26 protein-coding genes and 1 tRNA gene are annotated in these 21793 nt (G+C 60.1%); 14 read left to right on the top strand and 13 right to left on the bottom strand.

Annotated features, from left to right (window positions below):
* Positions 1-13: 13 nt before the first annotated feature.
* The 6 genes from ACP7CJ_RS14910 to ACP7CJ_RS14885 all read left to right on the top strand — a co-directional run bounded on the left by ACP7CJ_RS14910 (position 14) and on the right by ACP7CJ_RS14885 (position 2969).
* Entirely contained in the window at positions 14-217 is a 204-nt protein-coding gene (locus ACP7CJ_RS14910; RefSeq protein WP_426100765.1) for a hypothetical protein, read from the top strand.
* Between the two features lie 119 nt (positions 218-336).
* Complete coding sequence (locus tag ACP7CJ_RS14905) at positions 337-702, top strand: hypothetical protein (protein WP_276196423.1); 366 nt, start codon at positions 337-339, stop codon at positions 700-702.
* Between the two features lie 6 nt (positions 703-708).
* Positions 709-1515 (top strand): type III secretion system inner membrane ring lipoprotein SctJ, encoded by an 807-nt coding sequence (gene sctJ / locus ACP7CJ_RS14900; protein WP_276196422.1) that lies wholly within the window; start codon positions 709-711, stop codon positions 1513-1515.
* The gene (locus ACP7CJ_RS14895) at positions 1499-2065 is read left to right on the top strand and encodes a type III secretion protein (protein WP_276196421.1); all 567 of its coding nucleotides are present in this window, start codon (positions 1499-1501) and stop codon (positions 2063-2065) included. The genes sctJ and ACP7CJ_RS14895 overlap by 17 nt, the downstream gene beginning before the upstream one ends.
* A gap of 2 nt (positions 2066-2067) precedes the next feature.
* Positions 2068-2664 carry a type III secretion system stator protein SctL gene (gene sctL / locus ACP7CJ_RS14890; RefSeq protein ID WP_426100767.1) on the top strand — a complete coding sequence of 199 codons (597 nt, stop codon included), beginning with the start codon at positions 2068-2070 and terminating at the stop codon, positions 2662-2664.
* 86 nt (positions 2665-2750) lie between these two features.
* The gene (locus ACP7CJ_RS14885) at positions 2751-2969 is read left to right on the top strand and encodes a hypothetical protein (protein ID WP_276196419.1); all 219 of its coding nucleotides are present in this window, start codon (positions 2751-2753) and stop codon (positions 2967-2969) included.
* Between the two features lie 142 nt (positions 2970-3111).
* Here the strand turns inward: ACP7CJ_RS14885 and ACP7CJ_RS14880 are convergent, their stop codons facing one another.
* Complete coding sequence (locus tag ACP7CJ_RS14880; protein ID WP_276196418.1) at positions 3112-3312, bottom strand: hypothetical protein; 201 nt, start codon at positions 3310-3312, stop codon at positions 3112-3114.
* A gap of 65 nt (positions 3313-3377) precedes the next feature.
* Here ACP7CJ_RS14880 and sctC point away from each other — a divergent pair, with 65 nt between their 5' ends.
* Genes sctC through ACP7CJ_RS14865 form a run of 3 tightly spaced genes read left to right on the top strand, consistent with a single transcriptional unit; the run spans position 3378 to position 6087 of the window.
* A complete protein-coding gene (gene sctC, locus ACP7CJ_RS14875) occupies positions 3378-5519 on the top strand; it encodes a type III secretion system outer membrane ring subunit SctC (protein WP_426100769.1) in 2142 nt (713 codons plus the stop codon).
* Positions 5516-5719, top strand: a complete 204-nt coding sequence (hrpT, locus tag ACP7CJ_RS14870) for an HrpT family type III secretion system protein (RefSeq protein ID WP_247406568.1) — start codon at positions 5516-5518, stop codon at positions 5717-5719. Before sctC ends, hrpT begins: the two co-directional genes overlap by 4 nt.
* Positions 5716-6087 (top strand): transcriptional regulator, encoded by a 372-nt coding sequence (locus ACP7CJ_RS14865; RefSeq protein WP_426100771.1) that lies wholly within the window; start codon positions 5716-5718, stop codon positions 6085-6087. Before hrpT ends, ACP7CJ_RS14865 begins: the two co-directional genes overlap by 4 nt.
* Here the strand turns inward: ACP7CJ_RS14865 and sctU are convergent, their stop codons facing one another.
* From sctU to sctW, 11 genes are read right to left on the bottom strand one after another with little or no spacing between them, the layout of a single operon-like run.
* Entirely contained in the window at positions 6088-7185 is a 1098-nt protein-coding gene (gene sctU, locus ACP7CJ_RS14860) for a type III secretion system export apparatus subunit SctU (protein WP_247406573.1), read from the bottom strand.
* Positions 7182-7970: a type III secretion system export apparatus subunit SctT gene (gene sctT, locus ACP7CJ_RS14855; protein WP_276196413.1), complete on the bottom strand. Its 789-nt coding sequence runs from the start codon at positions 7968-7970 to the stop codon at positions 7182-7184. Before sctT ends, sctU begins: the two co-directional genes overlap by 4 nt.
* Positions 7971-7979: 9 nt before the next feature.
* Positions 7980-8243, bottom strand: coding sequence for a type III secretion system export apparatus subunit SctS (gene sctS, locus ACP7CJ_RS14850; RefSeq protein ID WP_276196412.1), 264 nt, complete (start codon positions 8241-8243; stop codon positions 7980-7982).
* A 7-nt stretch (positions 8244-8250) separates the two neighbouring features.
* Positions 8251-8904: a type III secretion system export apparatus subunit SctR gene (gene sctR / locus ACP7CJ_RS14845; protein WP_276196411.1), complete on the bottom strand. Its 654-nt coding sequence runs from the start codon at positions 8902-8904 to the stop codon at positions 8251-8253.
* Positions 8901-9914, bottom strand: a complete 1014-nt coding sequence (locus tag ACP7CJ_RS14840; protein WP_276196410.1) for a FliM/FliN family flagellar motor switch protein — start codon at positions 9912-9914, stop codon at positions 8901-8903. Before ACP7CJ_RS14840 ends, sctR begins: the two co-directional genes overlap by 4 nt.
* Positions 9911-10369 carry a type III secretion system HrpP C-terminal domain-containing protein gene (locus ACP7CJ_RS14835; protein ID WP_276196409.1) on the bottom strand — a complete coding sequence of 153 codons (459 nt, stop codon included), beginning with the start codon at positions 10367-10369 and terminating at the stop codon, positions 9911-9913. Before ACP7CJ_RS14835 ends, ACP7CJ_RS14840 begins: the two co-directional genes overlap by 4 nt.
* Positions 10366-10794: a type III secretion system stalk subunit SctO gene (gene sctO, locus ACP7CJ_RS14830; protein ID WP_247408400.1), complete on the bottom strand. Its 429-nt coding sequence runs from the start codon at positions 10792-10794 to the stop codon at positions 10366-10368. The genes ACP7CJ_RS14835 and sctO overlap by 4 nt, the downstream gene beginning before the upstream one ends.
* On the bottom strand, positions 10781-12139 hold the full coding sequence (locus ACP7CJ_RS14825; protein ID WP_426100773.1) for a FliI/YscN family ATPase: 1359 nt from the start codon (positions 12137-12139) through the stop codon (positions 10781-10783). Before ACP7CJ_RS14825 ends, sctO begins: the two co-directional genes overlap by 14 nt.
* A complete protein-coding gene (locus tag ACP7CJ_RS14820; RefSeq protein ID WP_426100775.1) occupies positions 12136-13038 on the bottom strand; it encodes an FHA domain-containing protein in 903 nt (300 codons plus the stop codon). Before ACP7CJ_RS14820 ends, ACP7CJ_RS14825 begins: the two co-directional genes overlap by 4 nt.
* 37 nt (positions 13039-13075) lie before the next feature.
* The gene (sctV, locus tag ACP7CJ_RS14815) at positions 13076-15169 is read right to left on the bottom strand and encodes a type III secretion system export apparatus subunit SctV (RefSeq protein WP_426100777.1); all 2094 of its coding nucleotides are present in this window, start codon (positions 15167-15169) and stop codon (positions 13076-13078) included.
* On the bottom strand, positions 15166-16230 hold the full coding sequence (sctW, locus tag ACP7CJ_RS14810) for a type III secretion system gatekeeper subunit SctW (RefSeq protein ID WP_426100779.1): 1065 nt from the start codon (positions 16228-16230) through the stop codon (positions 15166-15168). The genes sctV and sctW overlap by 4 nt, the downstream gene beginning before the upstream one ends.
* 263 nt (positions 16231-16493) lie before the next feature.
* Here sctW and ACP7CJ_RS14805 point away from each other — a divergent pair, with 263 nt between their 5' ends.
* A complete protein-coding gene (locus ACP7CJ_RS14805) occupies positions 16494-17045 on the top strand; it encodes an RNA polymerase sigma factor (RefSeq protein WP_253393287.1) in 552 nt (183 codons plus the stop codon).
* Between the two features lie 50 nt (positions 17046-17095).
* On the opposite strand, the gene ACP7CJ_RS14800 is transcribed toward ACP7CJ_RS14805, so the two are convergent.
* A complete protein-coding gene (locus tag ACP7CJ_RS14800) occupies positions 17096-18292 on the bottom strand; it encodes an MFS transporter (protein ID WP_426100781.1) in 1197 nt (398 codons plus the stop codon).
* Positions 18293-18708: 416 nt separating this feature from the next.
* Between ACP7CJ_RS14800 and ACP7CJ_RS14795 the strand changes: the two genes are divergently transcribed.
* The 4 genes from ACP7CJ_RS14795 (at position 18709) to ACP7CJ_RS14780 (ending at position 21741) form a co-directional block, all read left to right on the top strand.
* Positions 18709-18948 (top strand): hypothetical protein, encoded by a 240-nt coding sequence (locus ACP7CJ_RS14795; protein WP_247405696.1) that lies wholly within the window; start codon positions 18709-18711, stop codon positions 18946-18948.
* 152 nt (positions 18949-19100) lie between these two features.
* Positions 19101-19177: transfer RNA gene (locus tag ACP7CJ_RS14790), tRNA-Met, on the top strand.
* Between the two features lie 237 nt (positions 19178-19414).
* Positions 19415-20770 (top strand): PBS lyase, encoded by a 1356-nt coding sequence (locus tag ACP7CJ_RS14785; RefSeq protein ID WP_426100783.1) that lies wholly within the window; start codon positions 19415-19417, stop codon positions 20768-20770.
* Between the two features lie 590 nt (positions 20771-21360).
* On the top strand, positions 21361-21741 hold the full coding sequence (locus ACP7CJ_RS14780) for a hypothetical protein (protein WP_426100785.1): 381 nt from the start codon (positions 21361-21363) through the stop codon (positions 21739-21741).
* The last annotated feature ends 52 nt before the right edge of the window (positions 21742-21793 follow it).

Below are 21793 nucleotides of genomic sequence, written 5' to 3'. Positions count from 1 at the left end.
CGGAGAAAAAAACATGACTATCGGTTCGATTGGCTCGTATTCTGGCGCCTCCTATGCTGGCGGTAACGGTGGCGACATGTCTGCTGAACAAGCAGATGCGGGTATAGAGGCTGCAGAAGAAAAGAAGAGGAAAGACGGTGTAAAAAACGCATTTAAAGCGGCAGAGAACGCTAATACCTCCGGTATTAAATCAGCCTCTGACATGCTCCGTCTGTAATAGCTGAACCTTTGCTGGCCTTCCCGACAGACTATGCCGGGAAGGTCACACCGCCACGAGCGTTGTCAGCAACAACCCTAAACACGCTCATCTTCTAACCCTTATCTAACAGGGGCAACATGATGATAGGAAGCATCCGCTCGACTGAAACCCATCAACTCCCTGGCGCCTCCGGAACACTGGAGGCATCTACCTCGGCCACCGATGTAAACTTTTTCAACTCAACGCTCACGCCTTCCTCACTCCCGAGTACGGCGATCAATCATGCGATGCCACAGAACATGCTTTCCGAGGCCGCAGGCAAGCTGAATTCCGTGACTGAGCGTATGACCAAAAGCCTGCGTGCATTGAGCAGCAAGAACAAACTGGAGGAGGCGCGAAAATATCCAGGCCAACTTTCCGATGCACTCCTGCTGACGCATATGTTATCGAAGAGCGTCGGTAAAACCGCGCAGTGCATCGATAAAATCAGCAACTTGCAGTAGGCCAAGATGACTCGCCCGCTGCTAATCCTCGTCATCCTGTCGCTCTCATTCTTGCTCAATGCCTGCAGTGACCGTGTCGAACTTCATCGCCAGTTAACCGAACAGGAGGCCAATGAGGTCGTTGCGGAACTGGCGGACAAACATATCCGCGCTACCAAAGTTCCCGCGAAAGATGGCGTTGTCGTGGTGGTCAACGCCACCGATATCGGCCGCGCCGTGCGAACCCTGGAGGCCGCCGGCCTCCCTCGGGTCGCGCGCGCGACGTTGGGCGACACCTTTCGCAAAGAAGGCGTTATCTCTACGCCGCTTGAAGAGCGCGCACGCTACATCTATGCCTTGTCCCAAGAGCTGGAAACCACGTTATCGAACATCGATGGGGTCATCGTGGCTCGCGTACACGTGGTGCTGCCCGAACGCGTCGCTCCGGGAGAACCCGTACAACCCGCATCCGCCTCGGTGTTCATCAAACACGACCCCCGACTCGACCCCGACAACATCAGGGCCCGTGTGCGCAGGATGGTTGCGAGCAGTATCCCGGGGATGACCGCAGCGGTGGAAAACCCGCAAAAACTGACTGTCGTCTTCGTGCCTGCAACCGCCTATTTGGAGCAGCAAAAACTGGCTTACTTCGGGCCTTTCCTGGTGCCAGGAGATGACATCGGTTTTTGGCGGGCCAGCGTGATATTCGCATTGATCGCCTTGGCGCTGATGGTTGCGGGGGGCGTGTTCTGGCATAGACGCACACAACGAGCCGCACACGCGCTGCCGGACGGCCCATCCCTGGATGCGCCTGTCCATGCACGCAATGAGTAATCTCTCATGGGCCCAATGGTGGTCCACGCCTTGGTTGTGTGCCCACGAAGACTGGAAAACCCTCGATCAACACGCCGCGCTAACTGAGCTGCATCGCAGCCGGCAGGTCGTCGCGGGCACACCTTATGGCGTGGCCCCTTGCCTGCCGCCAATGCCCGATCCCGCACTCCTGCAACTGGCACTCGCCTCAGCGAATCAACTCGACCTGGGGCTCGCACTGATTGACGGCATCTGCCGTCCCGCCTATGCAACAGCACTCGATGACAACCATCGGCAGTGGTGCAACAGACTGTCCAAGGCCCTGCCCCTGGATATGGTGCAGCCCGACAATGACCCGCTGCAATTGCTCCGCGCCTGGGTCACGCCGGCCACCTGGCAGCGCGTCAGGTTGCGCTTTCCTCGCCGGCGTATTTTGGATCTGGAAGAAAAGGCGCTTTCGCTCGGTGACTCCCATAGCCGCCTCGACACCCTTTGGCATGCCGTGGTGTGGCGTATTGGCGCGATGAACAGGAACGGTAGTGCTGCGGCCTCAGAGGGGCACGGAGATTAACGATGTTATGTCGATATAAAATCAACTCGCCAGGCGGCGCGCGGCCCCTGCCGGGGAGCATGATCTCTTGCGAAACACTGGCGAGCTACACACAGGCCAGCAGTGTGGTGGATCAGGCAAAGGCCGAGGCCAGGCAATTGCTGAAGGCCGCACACGCCCAGCGCGAAGAGCTGCTCGAAAAAGCCAGCCTGCAAGTATGGCAACGTGCCAACGCGCAACTCAAACGCTGGGAAATCGAGCGTCAGGCCTTGTGTGACAACCTTGAACGATACGCCACCGCCATCGCCAACCAGGCCATTCACCTGCTGCTTGAAGACACCCCCGCCCCCCAACGCATGGCGGCCCTGATCAAGCAGTTGCTGGCGAGCCATGTGCCAGCGGTCAAGGCCGCATTGGTTTGCCATCCGCTCGAATTGGAGGCGGTGCGGGCCTGCCTGGCCAACCGCGGCAGTACGCACTGGACACTGCGCGCCGACAATACGATCAAACCGCAATCGCTCATATTGAATACCGAAGAGGGGGACTTTCGGATCGACTGGACGTCCTTGGTCAACCTCTTCCTGAAGCCTGACGACAGCCATTCAAACGATGGGCTTTAAACACACTTAATGAAATATAAATGGCCACCCATGGAACCAATTCGACATACAAACCAACAAGGAGGACATCCCAACGGAGTAATTCCATGAACTATTACGACGGTTATACCCATCGGCTTCTAAACGACGCACGGGTGGTTAAAAGAGACCTCAACCAAGCAGTAGAAAGCAATTCCGGGGCGGACGAAGACATGGCGTTTTTTTTCGATCTCGTCGCCAAGCATCGAACCTCCGAATACGTCTTCAATGAACACACCCGCGTCAAACATATGCTCCTGAAGTCCGGCCTGGACAGCGGACAGTAAATTGAACGCGCTGCTGGCCGAGTGCTTGAGACGTGGCACTGGAGAGTTAAGGTTATTCGAAAACAATGACGAAATTGTCCTGCGTCATTGTTCGAACAGCCTGTTGCTAAGTGTTCAGCTGACCCCACTTCGCCCAGACAAATCACTGCTGATGACCTGGCTGCGAGTGGGCGAGGTCAGCCTGGATCACTTTCAGGGCGCTCTCGCTCAGGCGCCAGCCAGCGGTGCGCTCTGGCTGCTGCATTGCCTGCATGACAGGCACGACGAACAGCGACTGCAGCGCTGTCTCGAGTCCCTGCTCAACCAACGCGATACCTGGCGCGCCACCGTCGCGCGCCTTCACAGAGCGGCGCCTCAACGCAACCCCACCTCCCTACGTTCGTTGCTGTACTAATCAGAGAAGCCTCTATGCACAACAAGAACCACAAGCGCGACAGCTTGCGCATTGACCCGCCTGAAACTTCATCCAGACGCGCCGATTGGCGGTGCCTGATCGCCCTGACCTGCTTGCTGGCCCCGGCGCAATACGCCCTCGCCGCCATCCCCGCAGAATGGAAGAACACGGCATACGCCTATGAAGCCCAGTACAAGCCACTGCGTGAAGTCCTCGAGGATTTTGCCCAGACATTTGGCACCCAACTTCAGATCGAGGGCCTGCTGGAGGGCAACGTCAATGGCAAGATACGCGCCAATACCCCGCAGTCGCTGCTCGACAGGCTCGGCGTAGAGCACCGCTTCCAGTGGTATCTCTACAACAACACCCTGCACATCAGCACCCTTGATCAGCAGGAGTCCGCACGCCTGGAGGTGTCGTCCGAAACCATTGCCGACCTCAAGCAAGCACTGACCGATATCGGCCTGCTCGACAGTCGTTTTGGCTGGGGTGAATTGCCGGAGGACGGCGTCGTCCTGGTCTCCGGTCCCCGGCGCTATATCGAACAGATCAAGCAGTTCAGCAGCCAGCGCCGCTCCCCGGACGAAAAGCAGAGCGTGTTGAACTACCCGCTCAAGTTCGCCAATGCCGCAGACCGCCAAATTGAATACCGCAACGAAAGAATCACCCTCCCAGGCGTCGCCACCATGCTGCGCGGGCTGCTGGACCCGCGTAATCCCACGATGCTCACCGGCATGGCTCAACGCTCCGCCGCGCAGTCCCAGCCCGCGCCGCTGGCGCCTGCGTTCCCGCGTCTGAGCAACCCGCTGCTGGGGCAAATGCTCGGCACCCCCGCGCCCACCGGGCCGGCGGACGCCGGCATATCGGTGACTTCCCGGGCGCCGGTCAACCCCAGCCGAATCCGCGTCGAGGCCGACGTGCGCAACAACGCGGTTCTGATTTATGACCTGCCGGAGCGTCAGGGGATGTACCGCGACCTGATCAGTCAGCTCGATGTGGCGCGCAAGCTGGTGGAAATCGACGCAATCATCCTCGACATCGAACGCTCGCAATTAAGCGAATTCGGCGTCAACTGGGGGTTTCAAAACAGTCGCTTCCGGGGCGCCGTCAACATGGCACCCGGCACCTCATCACAATTGTCGATCGAAAATCGCGAGCGCTTTTACGCCGACGTGCGCGCCCTGGAAGCTCGCGGGCTGGCAACCATGGTCTCGAACCCGTCGGTGCTCACCCTGGAAAACCAACCGGCGGTGATTGATTTCAACCGCACCCAATACCTGACGGCCGGCAGCGAAAACGCGACCATCTTGCCCATCACCGTCGGCACCAGCTTCCAGGTCGTGCCCCGTGTCATCACCAGCCGCGGCGGCCATCAGATCCATCTGGCGGTGGATATCGAAGACGGTAACTTCGACGAGTCCAACCCCGAACGCTTCGGCCCCGATGTGCGTCGAGGCAAGATCAGCACCCAGGCCGTCATGGCGGAAAAACGCTCACTGGTGGTGGGTGGCTTCCATGTGACGAATAGTGCGGACAGGCAAAACAAGATCCCCTTGCTGGGCGATATTCCGTTGCTGGGCAAAGCGCTGTTCTCCTCGACGGAACGCCAGAACAACCGGCGCGAACGGTTGTTCATTCTCACCCCGCGCGTGATCGGCGATCAGTCCGACCCATCACGGTATTTGCCTCAAGCTGACCAAAGCGAGTTGCAAGCCGCGCTAAAACCCCTGGCACGACGCATGGAGCCGCATCAGCCGGTGATCAACCGCAACGAAATCACCAGCACCCTGGCGCATCTGGTCAGCGGCCAAGTGCCCAAGGCCTTCAAGGCCGCAGCGATGCCGCTGGCGTTGAATACGTTGTGTACCCCTCGCGAGCTGTTGGCGCTCAATAGCGAGCGCAGCCAGTGGTACACCGGCCCGCAGTTCAACGTGGCCGTCGTGGTGCTGCGCAACCAGTACAAGCGCAATGTGCGCATCGATGAAAAGGAATGCAGCAACAGCCAGACCCTTGCGGTCACCGTTTGGCCGCGCGCCTGGCTCAAGCCGGGTGAAGAAGCCGAAGTGTTTATCGCCATGCGCCCCGTGGTGAAGGATGAACACCTGAGTGTGCCGCGCCCATCCCTGCTCACGCCAACCCGGAAGACCACGCCATGAACCCAAGACTGTTGTGCGCCACCCTGATGACTGCCGTGTTGTTCATCAGCGGTTGCACCCCGACCTGCAAAGGGGACTCCTGCTCACGCCCACAATCGACCAGCGATAAGATGGTGATCTGGTGGCCGCCACAGATGCGCGTCGAACCCGGCCCGTCCGGGGAGCGTTCGGACTATCAAACGGTGTCGCTGGAGCGATGAACGCCGGGAGGGTGCCTGACGATGAGCGGCATCGGCGGGCATTCTTCGATAGCCTGGTGAGCGGCGATGCCGCTCACCTGCCGTTGTGCCTGGGCATCTCCCTGCACACACAGCCTGCCAACGCCCGCCCGGGGTTGGCCTTGAAAATCACCCAGGCGGCCTTGCAAGCTGGGCAACTGCAACGCGTGCTGGAGCGCCGCTTCGATCAGGCAGCGGCGTTTGACGGCTGCTATATCTACCTCGATACCCAGGGCGCACTGACCATCTGGCACGCCCTGCCCGCCCAGCGTGAGGCCGTGGAGCAAATCCTCAGCCGGATGCTCTCGCTGGCCAACCTTGAAGCCTTGGAGGGGTTCGCCAACCGCTGATCAGCGCTGCTCCAGCTCCGGCAACTCGAGGGTTTCACGCTTGGCCTCATCGTCAAGCTCGCGCAAGGTGCGGTAGATCAACGCCACGGCATGCAAGGTCTCGCGAGGAATGCTCGCCCCCAGTTTTTCCTCGTACAGCGTGCGGGCCAGCCACACGCACTGAATCACCGGGACATCGGCAGCCTTGGCTCGATCAATCAGCTTGCGCGCATTCGCGTCCGTGCCCTTGGCCACCAGTTTGGGCAGCGGTGTGTTGCCAGGGCGGTAATACAACGCGACGGCAAAGTGCGTCGGGTTGACCACCAGCATGTCCGACTCCTCCAGCTTGGGCAGCTTGACTTTGGGTTCTTCCTGGGCCAACTGATAGGCCAACGAGCGCCGTTGGCCCTTGACGTGGGGGTCGCCCTCCATGTCTTTGTACTCTTTGACGACCTCGACCTGGGTCATGCGCATGCGCTTGGCAAAAAAGTACTTCTGCAACGTCAGGTCGATCAGCGCCAGCACCAGCAGCAGCCCCAGGCACGCATGCAACAGATATCGAAAGAGTGCGATCAGCGCCAGGATGTAGGTTTGCAGGTCGCTGTTGGCAAGATTAATCAAGGCACTCAGTGACGGGCGAATCACCACGTACAGGATCAAGCCCAGGAGCAATGACTTGCCGATGCCCATCAACAAGTTCATCAGGGACTGGGCGGAGAACATCTGCTTGAGCTGAGTCAGCGGGTTCACGCGATTGAAGTCCAGCTTCAGGGACTCGGGGGCAAACAGCAGCCCGAACTGCATCCAACTGCTGATCAACTTCACCCCGATCGCGACCCCAACCATCATCAGGCCGAAGGAGAAAAACAACACCAATGCCTCCGTCAGCACCTCTTCCAGGGCACGCACAAACGGTTGCCCGATTCGCGCTATCGGCAGCGCCATCATCTGCTGGAAGCGCTGCATGCTGGTGTCGGCCGTGAACAAGGCGATCTCGCTCAAGGCCGTCAGCACCAGCAACTTGGGCACGTCCTGGCTCTGCGCGACTTGGCCTTTCTTGCGCTGGTCACGCAGTTTCTTGGCACTGGCGGGGTGTTTTTTTTCCCCCGAGTCACTCATGCCCAAGGCCCCTTGAACAGCAGGCCCAGGAAGTGCTTGAGGTCACCGAGCAGCGCCATGCGCCCGACGATCAAGTCCTGCAGCAGCGCGAAATACAGCAGCAAAATACCAATGCCGGCCAGGCACTTGATCGGCGGGGCCAGCGTACTCACCTGCAGTTGCGGGCTGTAGATCCCCAGTAGCGCGACGCCGAACTCGAGCAACAGCAGCACGGCGATAAAGGGCGCGGCGTACAGCATCATGTGGGTGAAGGTGTCGCCGACCAGTTCGACAAACACACTGAAGCCATTGGCCGCCGGCAACGGAAACCACACCGTAGGCGGCCAGATCAGGTAGCTGTCCCAGATCACCTGGGTCAGCGATCCCAGGCCCAGGCTGACCATCAATAAAAAAATCGCCAGTTGCTTGAACAGATGCCCTATCGGCGTAGCGTCGGGACCCAGCGATGGGTTGAGCTGGCCACCGGCCAACGCCCCCCGCTGGTTATCCAGCAGCGCCCCGACCGACTCGAACATCCAGAACGGCATCGATAGCAACACGCCCAGCAAAAAACCGAGGATCGCCTCCTTAAGCACCAGCGCGCCCAACATCATCGCGGAGAGCTCCTGGCCCGCCAGCGCCGCATGAATACCCGGCGCCGGCATCAACGCCATGACCATCACCACGGCGTGCCTGGGCATGCCGCGAATGTGCTGGAAACAGAACGCCGCGACGAGAAAAGCGCAGGGGTAAATGCGAGCCATGCCAATCAGCAGGCTCGGCATAAAATCAAGATAGAGCAGCATGGGCACGCCTCAACTCAAGGCCGAACGGGCGATCATGTCGAACGTCAGGTTGATTAACTGGACCAACTCCAGGCCAATCCAACGCCCGGTCACCACCAGCGTGATGCCAACGGCGACCAGCTTGATACCGAAGGGCAGCGTCTGGTCTTGTATCTGCATCAACGCCTGGATCAGCGACGTCAGGACGCCCACGATCACCGCGACAATCAGCGGCGGCGCCGTCAGCACCACCACCAGCAGCATGCCCTGCTTGAACAGTACGATCGGTTCCATAGGCAGCTCAGAGATAGGAAAGGAACAGGCTGTCCAGTAGCCGCGACCAGCCGGACACCATCACAAACAGCAGTAATTTGAGCGGCAGCGAAATGGTCATGGGCGAGACCATTTGCATACCCAGCGCCAGCAGCAGGTTGGAGACAATCAGGTCAATCACGATAAAGGGGATGTAGATCAGGAACCCGATCTCGAACCCCGCCTGCAACTGCGACAGCACATACGCCGGGACCAGCAGGATCAGGTCTTCACGCTGGACCTCCTGCGCCATGGCCGGCGGCCACATGCGCGCGGTGTTTTCCAGCAGGTGGGTGAGGATGTCCGGGTCACTGTTACGGACCATAAAAGCCCGCAACGGCTGCACCGCTTCAAGCCCGGTCTGTTGAAGCATGCTCACGTTGCTCAAGTCCAGGGGCGTTACCTTGACGACCTCCGCGATCTCATACCCCACGGGCGCCATGATGAACAGGGTCGCCGCCAACGCGATGCCGTTGATGGCCATGCTCGGCGGCACCTGCTGCACACCGATCGCGTTGCGGGTGATCATCAGCACAATCACGATCTTCAAGAACGCGGTGCAGACGATCAACAGCATGGGCATCAACGACAATGCGCCCACGAACATGGCCAGAACAATCGGGTCTATCCCTTGAAAACTCATCGGGAAAAGATCACACGAGACATCTGCAACCCCAAGCGCCCGTCCACTTCCACCAATTGCCCCACGCCCAGCGGGCGGTCGCCGTAATACAACCCGGCCATGCCCGGCGCATACCCGGAAATGCCCAGCACCGCGCCGGGCGCCAGGTTGCGCAGCTCGCCGAGGGTCAGGTTGAGCGTGCCACATCGCACATTGAGCGCCATGCTCAGCTCATCGAACGGCTCATGCCCAAAGACATCCATCACCGGCGTGTCGTCTTCATGCCCCGAGTAGGGCGGTGTTGCAAAATCCTCTTCCAAAGGCGCTTCCTCGATCGAAGTAAGGGTCAGGCAGATAGGCCCAGATTCATCATCAATAAACACACACAGACGGTGGCCGCCGACCTGCACATGACCCTCGCCATGGGCTTGGAAAAACGCTTGCTCGAACACCAGCACGTCGCCGGCCCGCAGGCCGCGCAATTGGCTGAGGGGAACGCGCAGGCGCCCGATCGTCACGGGCAGCGCCAACTGAAAACGCGCCGGCATCGGGCTGGCCATGCGGCGCCATGCCCCCGCCTCGCACAACGCCAGAAAGCTCTGCGCCGACAGCCACAAATAGCCCACGACGTGGGACGCGCCGAGCGTCACGCACAGCCGGCAACCGAAGTTCAAAGGCCGCGCAGAGGGCAGTAGCCGCAGATGCCCCAACAGCGCCCGCACCTGGGCGCTCAAATGATGCTGAAACAAGGCCCAGAACCAGGAGTCCGGATCGTTGCCCGCCTGCGCCAACGTCACCGGGCATTCGCCCAGCAAGCTGAATTGCGGCCCCGGCTCACTGAACCCCAATACGCCGCAGGCGGTTTCGAAACACAGCGGCTGGATGCCCACGGGGGCAGTGCCGGGCTCCAGCCGTAACTCGCCACGCAGCTCGCCAACCTGATACGGCATACGCAATCCACGCCCCAAGCGCTGCCGGGCCGCCGCCACATCGCCCTTGACCGTGGGCAACGCCAGAGCGGGCATCATCATGCCGGCGCCGTGTGGGTTAAGCGCAGGCTGACCGGCCGCGCCAGGCTCTCGGCAAGCCTTTGCTCAGACTGCTGCCGTACCCCGCTGAGCCAGCGTGTCGTGCTCTCGCGCTCCGCCTGCAATTCAATCGTCCAGACGCCCTGCTCTCGACCGATGCGGCTGTCAATCCGCCCCAGGTGCGGCAAGTACAAGACCGCCGTCAGCGGCCACTGCGAAGCGCCGTCAATCCGCGAAACCAATCGCTCGCTCAACGCATCGACCAGGGAGATATCGCCTGAAGCCTTGATTCCGGCCAGGGACGGCCATTGGCCCGCGTCGTGGCTGTCATCATTCAACAACTGGGCAAACAGTCGCCGGTCCTCCCACGGCACCACGGCGTCGATCACCGGTACACGATCTAGCCGAAACTCACGCAGGTTCAGGCGTTCAGGCGGGATGACGGAAACGTGGTTCATAGCGGTTCCTGCGTCAGTAAATGGGAGAGTTCTTGGATTTTTTCCACCTGGCGCAGGCACAACGTCACCTGTTTTTGCGCACTGCCGACCTGCGCCGCCTGCTCTTCGCGCTGCCCTTGCAGGTCCTTCAACTGGCTTTCTTCGCGGCGGGTGCCGGCCGACAAGTCGTGCTCCTTGGCGCTCCAGGTTTTCAGCGCCTTGAAGGTCACCACCTGCCCCTGGTGTTCACTCAGCAGTTGCGCGCATTGTCGGGCCTCTTCCAGGCGCGTTTGCTCAAGCGTCGCCTGGGCCTGCTGGATATGCGCGACCAGTGCTTGCTGTGCTCGCTTGGCCTCGCGCAGCGCACGTTCGGCGCGGTCTGCGCGGTAGCGACGCAAACGCCGCAAGGTGTCGATTTCACCCGACAAGACTTCAGAAAGGGACATAGGCAGTCAGCTCCATCAAGTGATCCAGGGTCGTGGTGATCGGCGAGGGCTCACGCAAGTCCTGGCGCAAGAAACCATCCACCGCCTGGCGGCTGTCCACGGCCAGATCGGTCAGCTCATCGTTACCGGGCTGGTACTCGCCCAACTTGAGCATCAGCTCGATCTGCTGGTAAGCCGACAACAGACGACGCAACGCCGTACCGGCCTGGATGTGCGCAGGCTCGGCAACGTTGCTCAAAATTCGCGAAAGGCTCGCCAGCACATCCACCGCCGGGTAGTGGCCACGCTCGGCCAGCTTGCGAGACAGCACGATATGGCCGTCGAGCAGCGAACGAACTTCATCGGCCACCGGATCGCTCATCGAGTCTTGCTCGATCAACACGGTGTAGATCGCGGTGATCACGCCTTCGCGCGTTAACCCGGCGCGCTCCACCAAGCGCGGCAACAAGCTGTACACCGAGGGCGGCAAACCACCACGGCCCAAGGGTTCGCCGGCGGCCAGGCCGATTTCGCGCTGGGCCCTGGCAAAACGGGTCAAGGAGTCGATCAGCAACAACACCCGCTTGCCCTTGCGCCGGAAACCTTCGGCCAGTGCGGTCGCCGTGAACGCGGCCCGCGCACGTTCCATGCTGGAGCGGTCGGACGTGGCGCACACCAACACGGCCTTGGCACGCAATTGATCATCCAGTTCGTGGTCGAGGAATTCACGCAATTCCCGGCCCCGCTCACCGATCAAGCCGAACACAATCACATCGCATTCCACGTTACGGGCGATCTCGGCCAACAACGTGGTTTTGCCGCAACCGGCGCCGGCAAACAGCCCGACGCGCTGGCCCTCGCCCAACGTCAGCAGGCCATCGATCGAGCGCACGCCAGTGGCCAACGCGCGGCTGATGCGCGGGCGCTCCGTGGGCAATGGCGCCTCGCACAACACCGCGGTCGCGTCGGGCGTATCCGCCTCGACGAACGCACTGGGCCCCTCGCCTGCGATCGGGCGACCAAAACCATCCAGCACCTGGCCCAACAGTTCATCACTGACCCGCACCCGGTGCGGCACACCCAGGCGCTCCACTGCGGCGCCGACGCGCACGCCCTCCAGATTGCCCAGGGCACTGAGCACCGCATCCTGCTGATCAAACCCGATGATTTCGGCCAGCATGTAATCACCGGGATTTTTTTCGACCTGGCACAGATCACCGATACGCGCCTGCGGCAGCCGGCACTGCAGCAGCATGCCGTTGACGCGCTGGATACGACCGCGCATCGACACGGGCGCGAAACGGGCCAGCCCCTGGGACTGAATCAATTGCCACGCGTCGAGACGCTCCTGCACCGTGCCGCTCACCAGCGCACCTCATAGCGTTGCGTGCCGTCGAACACCACCTTGTTGTTGTCGATCAGCACCAACCGCAGGCCATCCACTTCATCGCCGACGAACAAGCGATCGCCGTGTTCCAGCACCACATGGCCGCTCGGCCCGCCGACGATCTGCAAAATCTTGAACGGCAGGACGTTGTCACGTACCCGCACACGGCTGATCACCGGCACGGCGGTATCGAACTGCTCACCAAAACGGCTGAGCATGCGCGCGACGAGCTCCACCTCCTCCTGGGACACATCGCCATTGAGGGCGATCTGCCCATTGATCACTTGCAAGCTGATCCGATGGTCCAGCTCGCGCTCGCCGAGCATCTTGAGCAACTGCTGGCGCACTTCGAACGGCGAGGCGAGGTCGGGCTTTTGCGGCACGACGGGCATCAACGATGCCTGGGCCTCATGCTCGCCGGTGGACGCCATGCCGACCGCCACGATGATGACCGCGCACGCCAGCACCAGACTGATCAGGCGCTTCTGCTGAAACGGCGGGATGGCCGACAACACCAGCGTTGCCGGCACCTCGCGGCGCGGCTCGGCTGCCGCGGGTGCCTGCGGGGCCGCCGCCCGGGGCCAAGGCTGATCGGCCAAGGCGACGCACAGGCGAATGCTGCCCAGCGAAAACGGCGTATTGAGCGCCAGGTCGGCGATCTGCGCCAGCGCCTGCCCGCTGCTGCTTTGCAACAGCCCGGCTTCAGCCTGCACCGACCAGAACCCGTCGATCAGCCGCAGCTGCGCGTGATGCTCGACCACCCCCGCGTCGTTCAGCAGCAGATCCGCGTCAGCGTGGCAACCCAGGCTCCACTGCTCGCCAAACAACGGCAACGCAGCGCCCTGATTCAAACCTTCCAGCACGCGCAGCTCAAACATCAGCACGTCCTCCCTGGCGCGGGTATGCAGGTTGCGCTCATGCCGCCGCTCCTCGCATCAGCTCGTCCTGGCCAAGGTCAAAGCGCCCCAGCACCTTGACCTTGGAGGCGCTCCCCAGCTCAGCAAACGACAGCACCGGTACATGGCTGAACTCTTCAATCAGTAACGTGCGCAAGGGACTGCGCAGGTCCTGGGCGACCAACATCACGCTCTTGCTTTTGGGCCGCACGGAAAACGCTTGGTTAAGCAGGTTGACCAACGAAGCGCTGCTGTCGTTGTCGAGGGCGAAGAACACCCCGGTCTGGGTCTGGCGCAGCGCCTCGCGCAGCACGTTTTCGGTCTGCGGCGACAACAGCCAGGCATGCAGGCCGTCCGCCTCGCTGTACTGGTGAAAAATCTGCGATTTAAGCGCAATGCGCGCGTAGTCCGCCAAGGCGTCCGGCTCACGTTCATGCTGGCCGTACTCGATCAACGACTCGACAATCAGGCGCACGGCACGCAACGGCACACCTTCACCCGCGAGGCGCTGCAGCACCGCCGAGAAGCGCGACAGCGGCATGATCCGCTGCAGCTCCTGCACCAGCTCCGGCTGGTTGTGCTCAAGCCAGCCGAGGATCGCCTTGCTCTCCTGAATCCCAAGAAACTGGGGGCCGCTGAGCATCATGGCCTGCTTCATGCGGTCGATGATCAGGCTGGTCGCGCTGAAGCGTTCCAACTGCGGGTCATCCAGCAGCGGATCGTCGGGCGGCAGCCAGAGCCAGTCCTGTTCATCGCGCTCGGCCACCCCCTGCACCGCGTGGTCCGGCTCGGCTGCCAGCGCCTTGCGCTCCACCGCCACCAGCATGACCACCGACGCCTTGATCATCGGCACTTCGTGGACGCAAAAACGCATCTCATCGTCGGCCAGCGAGGCAACGAGTTCGACCTCGAACGGTGGCAGCGTCAGGCCGATGTTGGCGACCATCGCATTGCGCGCCTGGCGAATCCCGTGGATGAGTTCCGTGACCTCGGGCGAACCTTGCAGAACCGGCGAAAACTGCAACAGGTAGGGACGCGACGGATCGAACCCGCGCAAATCTTCGTCGCCGTTGTCTTCAGGGCGAACCACATCGGTGGCTTCCGCTGGCGGCTCTTCCTCGCGCTGGCGTTGACGCGCCAGGTAATAACCGAGGCCGCCCGTCATCATCGAAATGAGGATGAAGACCAACGTAGGCATGCCCGGCAAGGCGGCAAAAGCCAGCATGCCCACCGACGCGATCATCCAGCTCTTGGGTTCGCTGGTCATCTGCCGGGCAATTTCCGCGCCCATGTTACTGGCACCCTTGCGCCCATCCGGCGCCGCACGGGTGATGATCATGCCGGCGGTCAGCGAGATCAGCAGCGCGGGAATTTGCGCAATCAGGTCGTCACCGATGGTCAGCACCGAATACAACGCCATCGAGTCGCCAGCGCTCATGCCGTGCTGGAACATCCCGGTGGAAAAACCGCCCAATAGGTTGATCACCACAATGACCAGCCCGGCAATCGCATCGCCTTTAACGAACTTCATCGCGCCGTCCATTGCGCCGAACAACTGGCTCTCGCGGCCCAACTGCTCACGCTTGTCACGCGCCTGGCCGCCGTCGATCAAACCGGCACGCAGGTCGCTGTCGATGGACATCTGCTTGCCCGGCATCGCGTCGAGGCTGAAACGCGCCGCCACTTCGGCCACCCGCTCCGAGCCCTTGGTAATCACCAGGAAGTTGACGAGCGTCAGGATCATGAAGATCACCAGCCCCACCGCCAGGTTACCGCCCACCACGAAGTTGCCGAACGCTTCCACGATGTCGCCCGCGTCCTGCTCCAACAGGATCAAACGCGTGGTGGCAATCGACAGCGCCAGACGAAACATGGTGGTCAGCAGCAAAATCGAGGGGAAGGAAGAGAACGCCAACGGCCCGGGCAAATACAGCGCCAGCACGATCAACAGGCAGGAAATACAGATATTCAGCGCAATCAGAATATCCACCAGCCAGGTCGGCAACGGCACGATAAAGATAAACACAATGGCCATGACCACCACCGCGCCCAATACTTCGGCACGCCGCGCCACCTTGAGCAGCACAGCGTTGATGGTCGCCAGCGCCTTCATGCGCTCCCCCTCAATTCGCTGGCAATGTGGGCGTTGCCCCGCTCCACCCGTGCGAACTCGTCCATCACCAACAAGAATTTGTGCAAGGCCTCCTGGCGCCCGCGGCTGTCACGCCACAAGCTCTGAGGCAGGCGCTGGATCACCGGGTACAGGGCGTTGAGGGACACCAGTTGGCCCGCCGCCAGCTCGCCACCGAGGTCTTCGGCCAGGCGCAAGACCTCGCCCGAATCGACACCCGTGGCGGTATACCCCAACAGGCGCTGCAACAGACTTACCGAATCCTCATCGGTGCTCAGGCGCTGCAGCAATGCCTGGCAATTGGCTAACGCCCCACCCAACTGAGCGCAGCTTTGCAGCCCCAGCAGCAACGTGCGCAACTGCGCCGTGGGCACCGAGGGCGAATGCGCGGCGATGTCATCAGCCAGGGCCCGACGCATCACATTGAGGCCGTCAGCGAAGCGGTCACCGCCGAACAGGCCCAACAACGATTGCATCATCGTTGCCAGGGATTGGCGCGTGACCACACTGGCGTAATACAGCGAACGCACGGCCTGGCGCTCTTGCGGATTGCCGGCGGCCTGCTCCAGCGCAAAGGCAATGTTCAGGCCGGCCTGGATTTCCCCCTTGAAGCGCACCCGCAACCGATCAATCGCCTCTTGCGCCAAGGCCTCTTCGCTAACGCGCACTTCGGCCTGCGCTTGCGCCGCCACATGCTTGAGCACCACGAATGCGCGCGCCGGGTCGCCGCCGGTCAGCGCCAGCAACTTGTCCGCGCTGACTTTGTGCATCAGTTGTGAACGCACCCGGCGCGCCATTGACGCCATGGTCTCCTGGGCCGGGTGGCCCAATTGATCGTAGATCCGCGCGAGCTGCTCGACGGCAGGCACGGCCACCCCCATCGCGCGGCGGTTCAACGCCTGGCTGTTAAGCGCAACTTCCTGATTGAAAATCTGGGCGATGTCGTCGAGCCCTGTCGCCGCAGCCGCTGCTTGGCCAGCGCTGACGCGCGGTTGTTCCACGCGTTGGATCAGTTGCACATCGTTGAGCGATTCGACTTTCATGGGGCGGGCCAGGACGTAGAGTTTGTGTCCCTATGTGGCAAACGCAGGCTTTACGGTTCCAACAAATTTCCCCCATGCGCGGTTTTGAAATTACCGGCACAACCCTACCTGGGCTTTTGCAAAAAACCGCACAAAACCCTCCAAACAAAAAATATTTATTCATACAAAACAACAGCTTGTGATTTTTTTCTGATTGGCACAGCCGGTGCTAAAGGGGTTCCCATCGAAACCATTTCGATCGCGTCCACCCTGAGGAAAAAATCATGGATATCCCTATTGGTGCTTTAGCTCACCTTGTTGGCGGCTCGCCTCAATTCATGCTCCACCTGACGGACGATCAGCAAAAGAAGCTCCGGCGCTTCATACACAAGCGCGTACTCAACCCGGAAGATGCGGACGATATTCTGCAGTTGACCTACCTGGAGGCCTGGCGCAACAGGGAGCGCTTTAGCGGCCAGGCAACCCTAAGCACTTGGATGTGCGGCATTGCGCAAAACCTGATCCGCAACCACTTCCGGCGCATGTATGCCAAACCGGTGCATTGCGAATTCGATGAAGCGCTGTGGCACGGCCAGGAAGACAGCCAGAACCTGGATTGGGAGTTCGAGGTCAACCGCCGCCTGGAAAAAACCCTGGTCGCCATCAAGGACCTGCCCACCGAGATGCGCAAAACGCTGTACGCCTCGCTGGAAACCGACGGCAGCTATCAGGACACCGCCGACGCCCTCGACATTCCGATCGGCACCGTGCGCTCACGCCTGTCACGGGCGCGCGAACACCTAAAGCGCGCCACGCGCACCCCGTTACAACCGTAGTCCAGCCTCGCTGGCAACCGTTGGGCGAGAGGGATATCTGCCCAACCGTATCAAGCCTTTTTCGTGCGCGGCAGCAAGATCGCCAGCAGCCCGAACAGCGGCAAGAACGCGCATAGCCGGTACACGTACTCGATGCCGCGACTATCCGCCAGGTGCCCCAACAGCGCCGCACCGATCCCGCCAAAACCGAACATCAGCCCGAAGAACACCCCGGCGATCATCCCCACATTGCCCGGCACCAACTCCTGCGCGTACACCACAATCGCCGAGAAGGCCGAGGCCAGGACGAAGCCGATAATCACGCTGAGCACGCTGGTCCAGAACAGGTCCACATGGGGCATCAACAACGTGAACGGCGCCGCGCCAAGGATCGAAAACCAGATCACCGCCTTACGCCCGATCCGGTCGCCAATCGGCCCGCCAAAGAACGTCCCCGCCGCCACCGCGCCGAGGAACAGGAACAGGTGCAACTGCGAGCTGGCCACCGACAGGTCGAACTTCTCGATCAGGTAAAACGTGAAGTAGCTGGTGATGCTCGCCATGTAGAAGTACTTGGAAAACACCAGCAGCCCCAGCACCACCAGCGCCCCCATCACGCGTTGTTTCGACAGCCCATGCGTCGCCGCCTGGCCGGCCTTGAGCGTGAACAGGCTCAAGTGCGTGCGATACCAACGGCTGATCGCATACAGCAGCACCAGCGCAAAGACCGCGAACAGACCGAACCAGGCCACATTGCCCTGGCCGAACGGAATGATGATCGCCGCCGCCAGCAACGGGCCGAACGCCGAGCCCGCGTTGCCGCCGACCTGGAACGTCGACTGTGCCAGGCCATAACGCCCGCCCGACGCCAGCCGCGCCACGCGGGACGCCTCCGGGTGAAAGGTCGACGAACCGATCCCGATCAACGCCGCCGCCAGCAAAATCAGCGCGAAGCTGCCGACCTGGGACATCATCACAATCCCCACCAGGGTGCAGACCATCCCGCACGGCAACAGAAACGGCTGGGGATGCCGATCGGTGTAATAGCCCACCCACGGCTGCAACAGCGAGGCGGTGAGCTGGAACGTCAGGGTAATCAGCCCGACCTGGGTGAACGTCAGGCCATAACTTGCCTTGAGCATCGGATAGATCGAGGGCAGCACTGACTGGATCAAGTCATTGATCAAATGCGCCAGCGCCACCGCGCCGATGATCCGCATGACCAGCGGGCTGGTTTGCCCGGCGGCGGGGGAATTGCCAAGAGCCATAAGAGGGTTCCGTACAGCGGGGGAATGCACAGGTGCAGGTGCGACAATGTGCCACTTTTACACGCGGCAAGGCTATCCCGTTAGGGAGCTAACGACGTTGCGGTCATGCTTTGTAAAAGGCCAGCAGGGTGGATCGCTTTAATTTGAAGGATGTTTCCTAGACAATCCCCGGCGCCTTGTGCCTGTGGAAACCGCTGGCTAGTCTTCGATCCGTCACTGGAATCAGTGATCGGGTTTAGTCGCCCGGATTCTTAATCAGGCGCATGCACCTCCATGAGTTTTATGGTGGCTGTGCGCAGGGCACCTTCGGGTGCGCCGGGTTTTCCTGATTAGCCGGTCGACTAACCTGCGTACAGCCGCCACCCATTCGTTTAGTCGCGACGGGGCCGGCTTTTGACTTAATCAGGAGCTATACCATGACCAAAGCACTCCCCGACCCGCCCATCGACTGCCTCGCCGTCAACGAACACCTCAGCTTCGAAGACGCCCAGCTCTACATCGCCCACCTGATCCACAGCGCCTCGGCCACCGTGCTGGACTGCGGCGACCACCTGCCCCCCCACGACCGCGCCAAAATCCACGCCGTGTGGCACCTGCTGGAAATGGCCAAAACCGTGGTCGACCGCTCCATCGACTGCATGCCCCGCACGTCCTGACCGTCAACGCCGATCAACTGTGGGAGACCTGCAAATCCCCCGCCACCCGTCGGCCCAGCCAGGGCTTTTCGTTAAACAGTTGAAAGCGTAGATAAAAATTCAATAAAAACGCTTGACGCTTTGTCGTTCTCCGCGAATAATGCGCGCCACTTGGCTACATAGCTCAGTTGGTTAGAGCATAGCATTCATAATGCTGGGGTCCGGGGTTCAAGTCCCTGTGTAGCCACCAAGTACCGATCCATAGATGTCTACAGCAGTCTATGAATCACCTCAAGAAGCCCGCCTCGTGCGGGCTTTCTTGTTTCTGGCTATCTCTCCTTGTATCCCCCTATACCTTTCTCCTCAGACCAAATCGTCTGTTTCGCTGGTCACCTAGCAGGGCCGCTGGTAACCACTAAAAGTAACCACCTCGCATGGTTACCCTCTATCAAAACACCCCCCACAAGCGCATAGAAAGGATTGAAGCGTGACTTTCATACAGAAGTGGCTAGATAGACTGAGGAACAAACAAGTACCAGCTTCCTCATGGTCTGAACATCGACGCAACGAAGCCTTGGAACTACTCAAAAATGCCAAGAGTAAAGAAACCTGGGTAGAACTCAGTACCCACTACAACGGTTTCGTTCGAGAGGTCGCAGTTAGGGAATTGTGCAGCCACCTTTCCCCAGAAGCGTTAGTGGCTTTGATAGATCGGCTGAATGATTGGGTTCCACAGATTCGCGATTTGGCGTTAGTAGGCATGAATCACTATCTGTCGATCTCGCAGACTAAAGCGTTGCTATTTGCGCTGGAGCCTCTTATGGCGCTGGCTGCGCGGCAGAGAGCCGATCATGGCCCCACGTTAATATCCGTATGCGATGTACTACAGTCACCCGAAATCCAGGATGAGGTCTACGCAAATTTCCTTACTCGGCAAGGAAAAGCTGCGCGCTATCTGTTTGCGCTTTTGCTGGAAAAAAATACCGCCCCAGAAGCACTTCTCCGTAGCGCCCTGGCCCATCGTGAGCTGACCGTAAGGCTAGCAGCCGTGTCTGCATGCAAGGAGCTGCCAGCTGCGCAAGCTTCGCCATTGCTGCTTGAAGCCCTGTCACAGCCAGGAGCCAAAGTGCGGGTCTGCGTACTACGCGCATTGCTCCCATTGCTCGACAATCCAAGGCCGCTTTTACGCAAGGTCTTGCTGGATGCATCGCCCTCGATCCGTAGCCTGGCACGCTTTGAGGCACCACGTAATAACGTCGACACACTGGCGGTGCTATCAGAACGGGTGAACCAAGATGTGCCCGCAGGGAAACGTGATTGGCTCGGTGTTCTTGGCCTGGCAGCAGAGCTTAACGCCGAACTCGACGAGCGATGGCTGACAGAAGCGCTACGTTCTAGTTATTCCACCGTGCGGCATGCGGCTGTGCGCCTGCTCGGGGATGACCAATTGCCCGAACTGTTTGAGGCGCTTGATGATCCGTCGGACAAAGTGTTTGGTGCTGCGGTGACGGCGCTAGACAAACAACCATGGAATTCCGTGCGCGCGGGATTAGACGAAAAGTTAGATCTGGACTGGCATGAACGGTCGACAGCCCGCCGCCAAGCGATACTTCAATTAAAGCCGGGATGGCAACAGGTGGCATATCTGTTGGAACGGCTGGACACAGAGCCCGTTGTGAAGGCTTTCTGGCTTCGTCAAGTTGAGCTGTGGTGCGATCGCCAATATCAAATTGTCGACCCGGTAACGTCGAAGATTGAGCGAGGAGTGCTGGTAAAAAAACTTCAGAGCTTGGCCGCGGCAGGTCTCATCCGCAGCGACATTGTTGCCCGCATTGCGAAATGACTGCGGTGTAAACGGTGTATTACCGTTCAACTCGTGACTCGATACCCACCTGGTTACCATCTATCACAGTGATCTCCATCACGGAGTCACCCGACGCCCGCCAACCTTGATAATTGTTAACCTGGTGATGGGTTGGCCAGGTCACAAAATGCAATGCCGCCGCGATATAGTAATACTTGTCTGCGCTATACAAAGGCATGGCATGAAAACCAGCGAACTCCTACAGCATCCTTTGGTCCATGCACTCAGAGGGCACCGGTGCCTCTTTGTCGTTGAACGGTAGTAAGCGCTGGCGGAGAAGGACCATGAGAGAAACCACAACCGATTTGCCCGAGCCCATAAGGCGGCAGGCTGAGAGAATTCTCCACGAGATCAACTTTGCAGGCTCGATGATTCTCGCGGTTAAAAGTGGCGCTAAAGCCCAGGGATTCATAATGGGAATAACATGCTGTGACGGCCTGTCCACAGAGCGCTGCGAACTGCTATCGGACCATTTTGACAGTGTTGTAGAGCAAAAGCTGAGAGCTTTAACAGTAGGGCTTTAGAGCCCGCAATAAAGAGTTTTCGAAAACCCAGCCTGGAGGAATCGGATGAAGTACGTCACTTTCCTTGTAACACTTGCTCTGATGGCGGGCTGTAAAGGATCAGCCGTTCCGGACGAGAGCACGCCTGTCCCGCCTGCGCGACTTTTTGGCTATACAGAAAGGTCTGACGCTCTCCTCGTCGTTGGCGCGACCTCATTAGGAAATGATTGCACGATCCGCCTTTCGATAGACGGAAAGCCGGCTGCTGACTTTTTCGCTACAGAAATGGCTCACTTTGGGCTCACGATTGGATCACACAGCCTCTCGTCGCATACTTCGGCGGGGTGCTCTAAGCAATGGATTCAAGAGGTCAGTGTTAGTGTCAAAGCAGGTGACGCTTTGATCATGTACATCGACAACGCGGGCCTAACACCTGTCGAGCTTTAAAAGCTATAGACAACCTCCTACACTGCCCCGAACCGCTCACACCGTACCTGCG

It is taken from the genome of Pseudomonas sp. PSPC3-2 (assembly GCF_049897085.1).
Lineage (GTDB): Bacteria > Pseudomonadota > Gammaproteobacteria > Pseudomonadales > Pseudomonadaceae > Aquipseudomonas > Aquipseudomonas paraveronii.
This window is presented reverse-complemented; position numbering and strand designations above follow the sequence as displayed.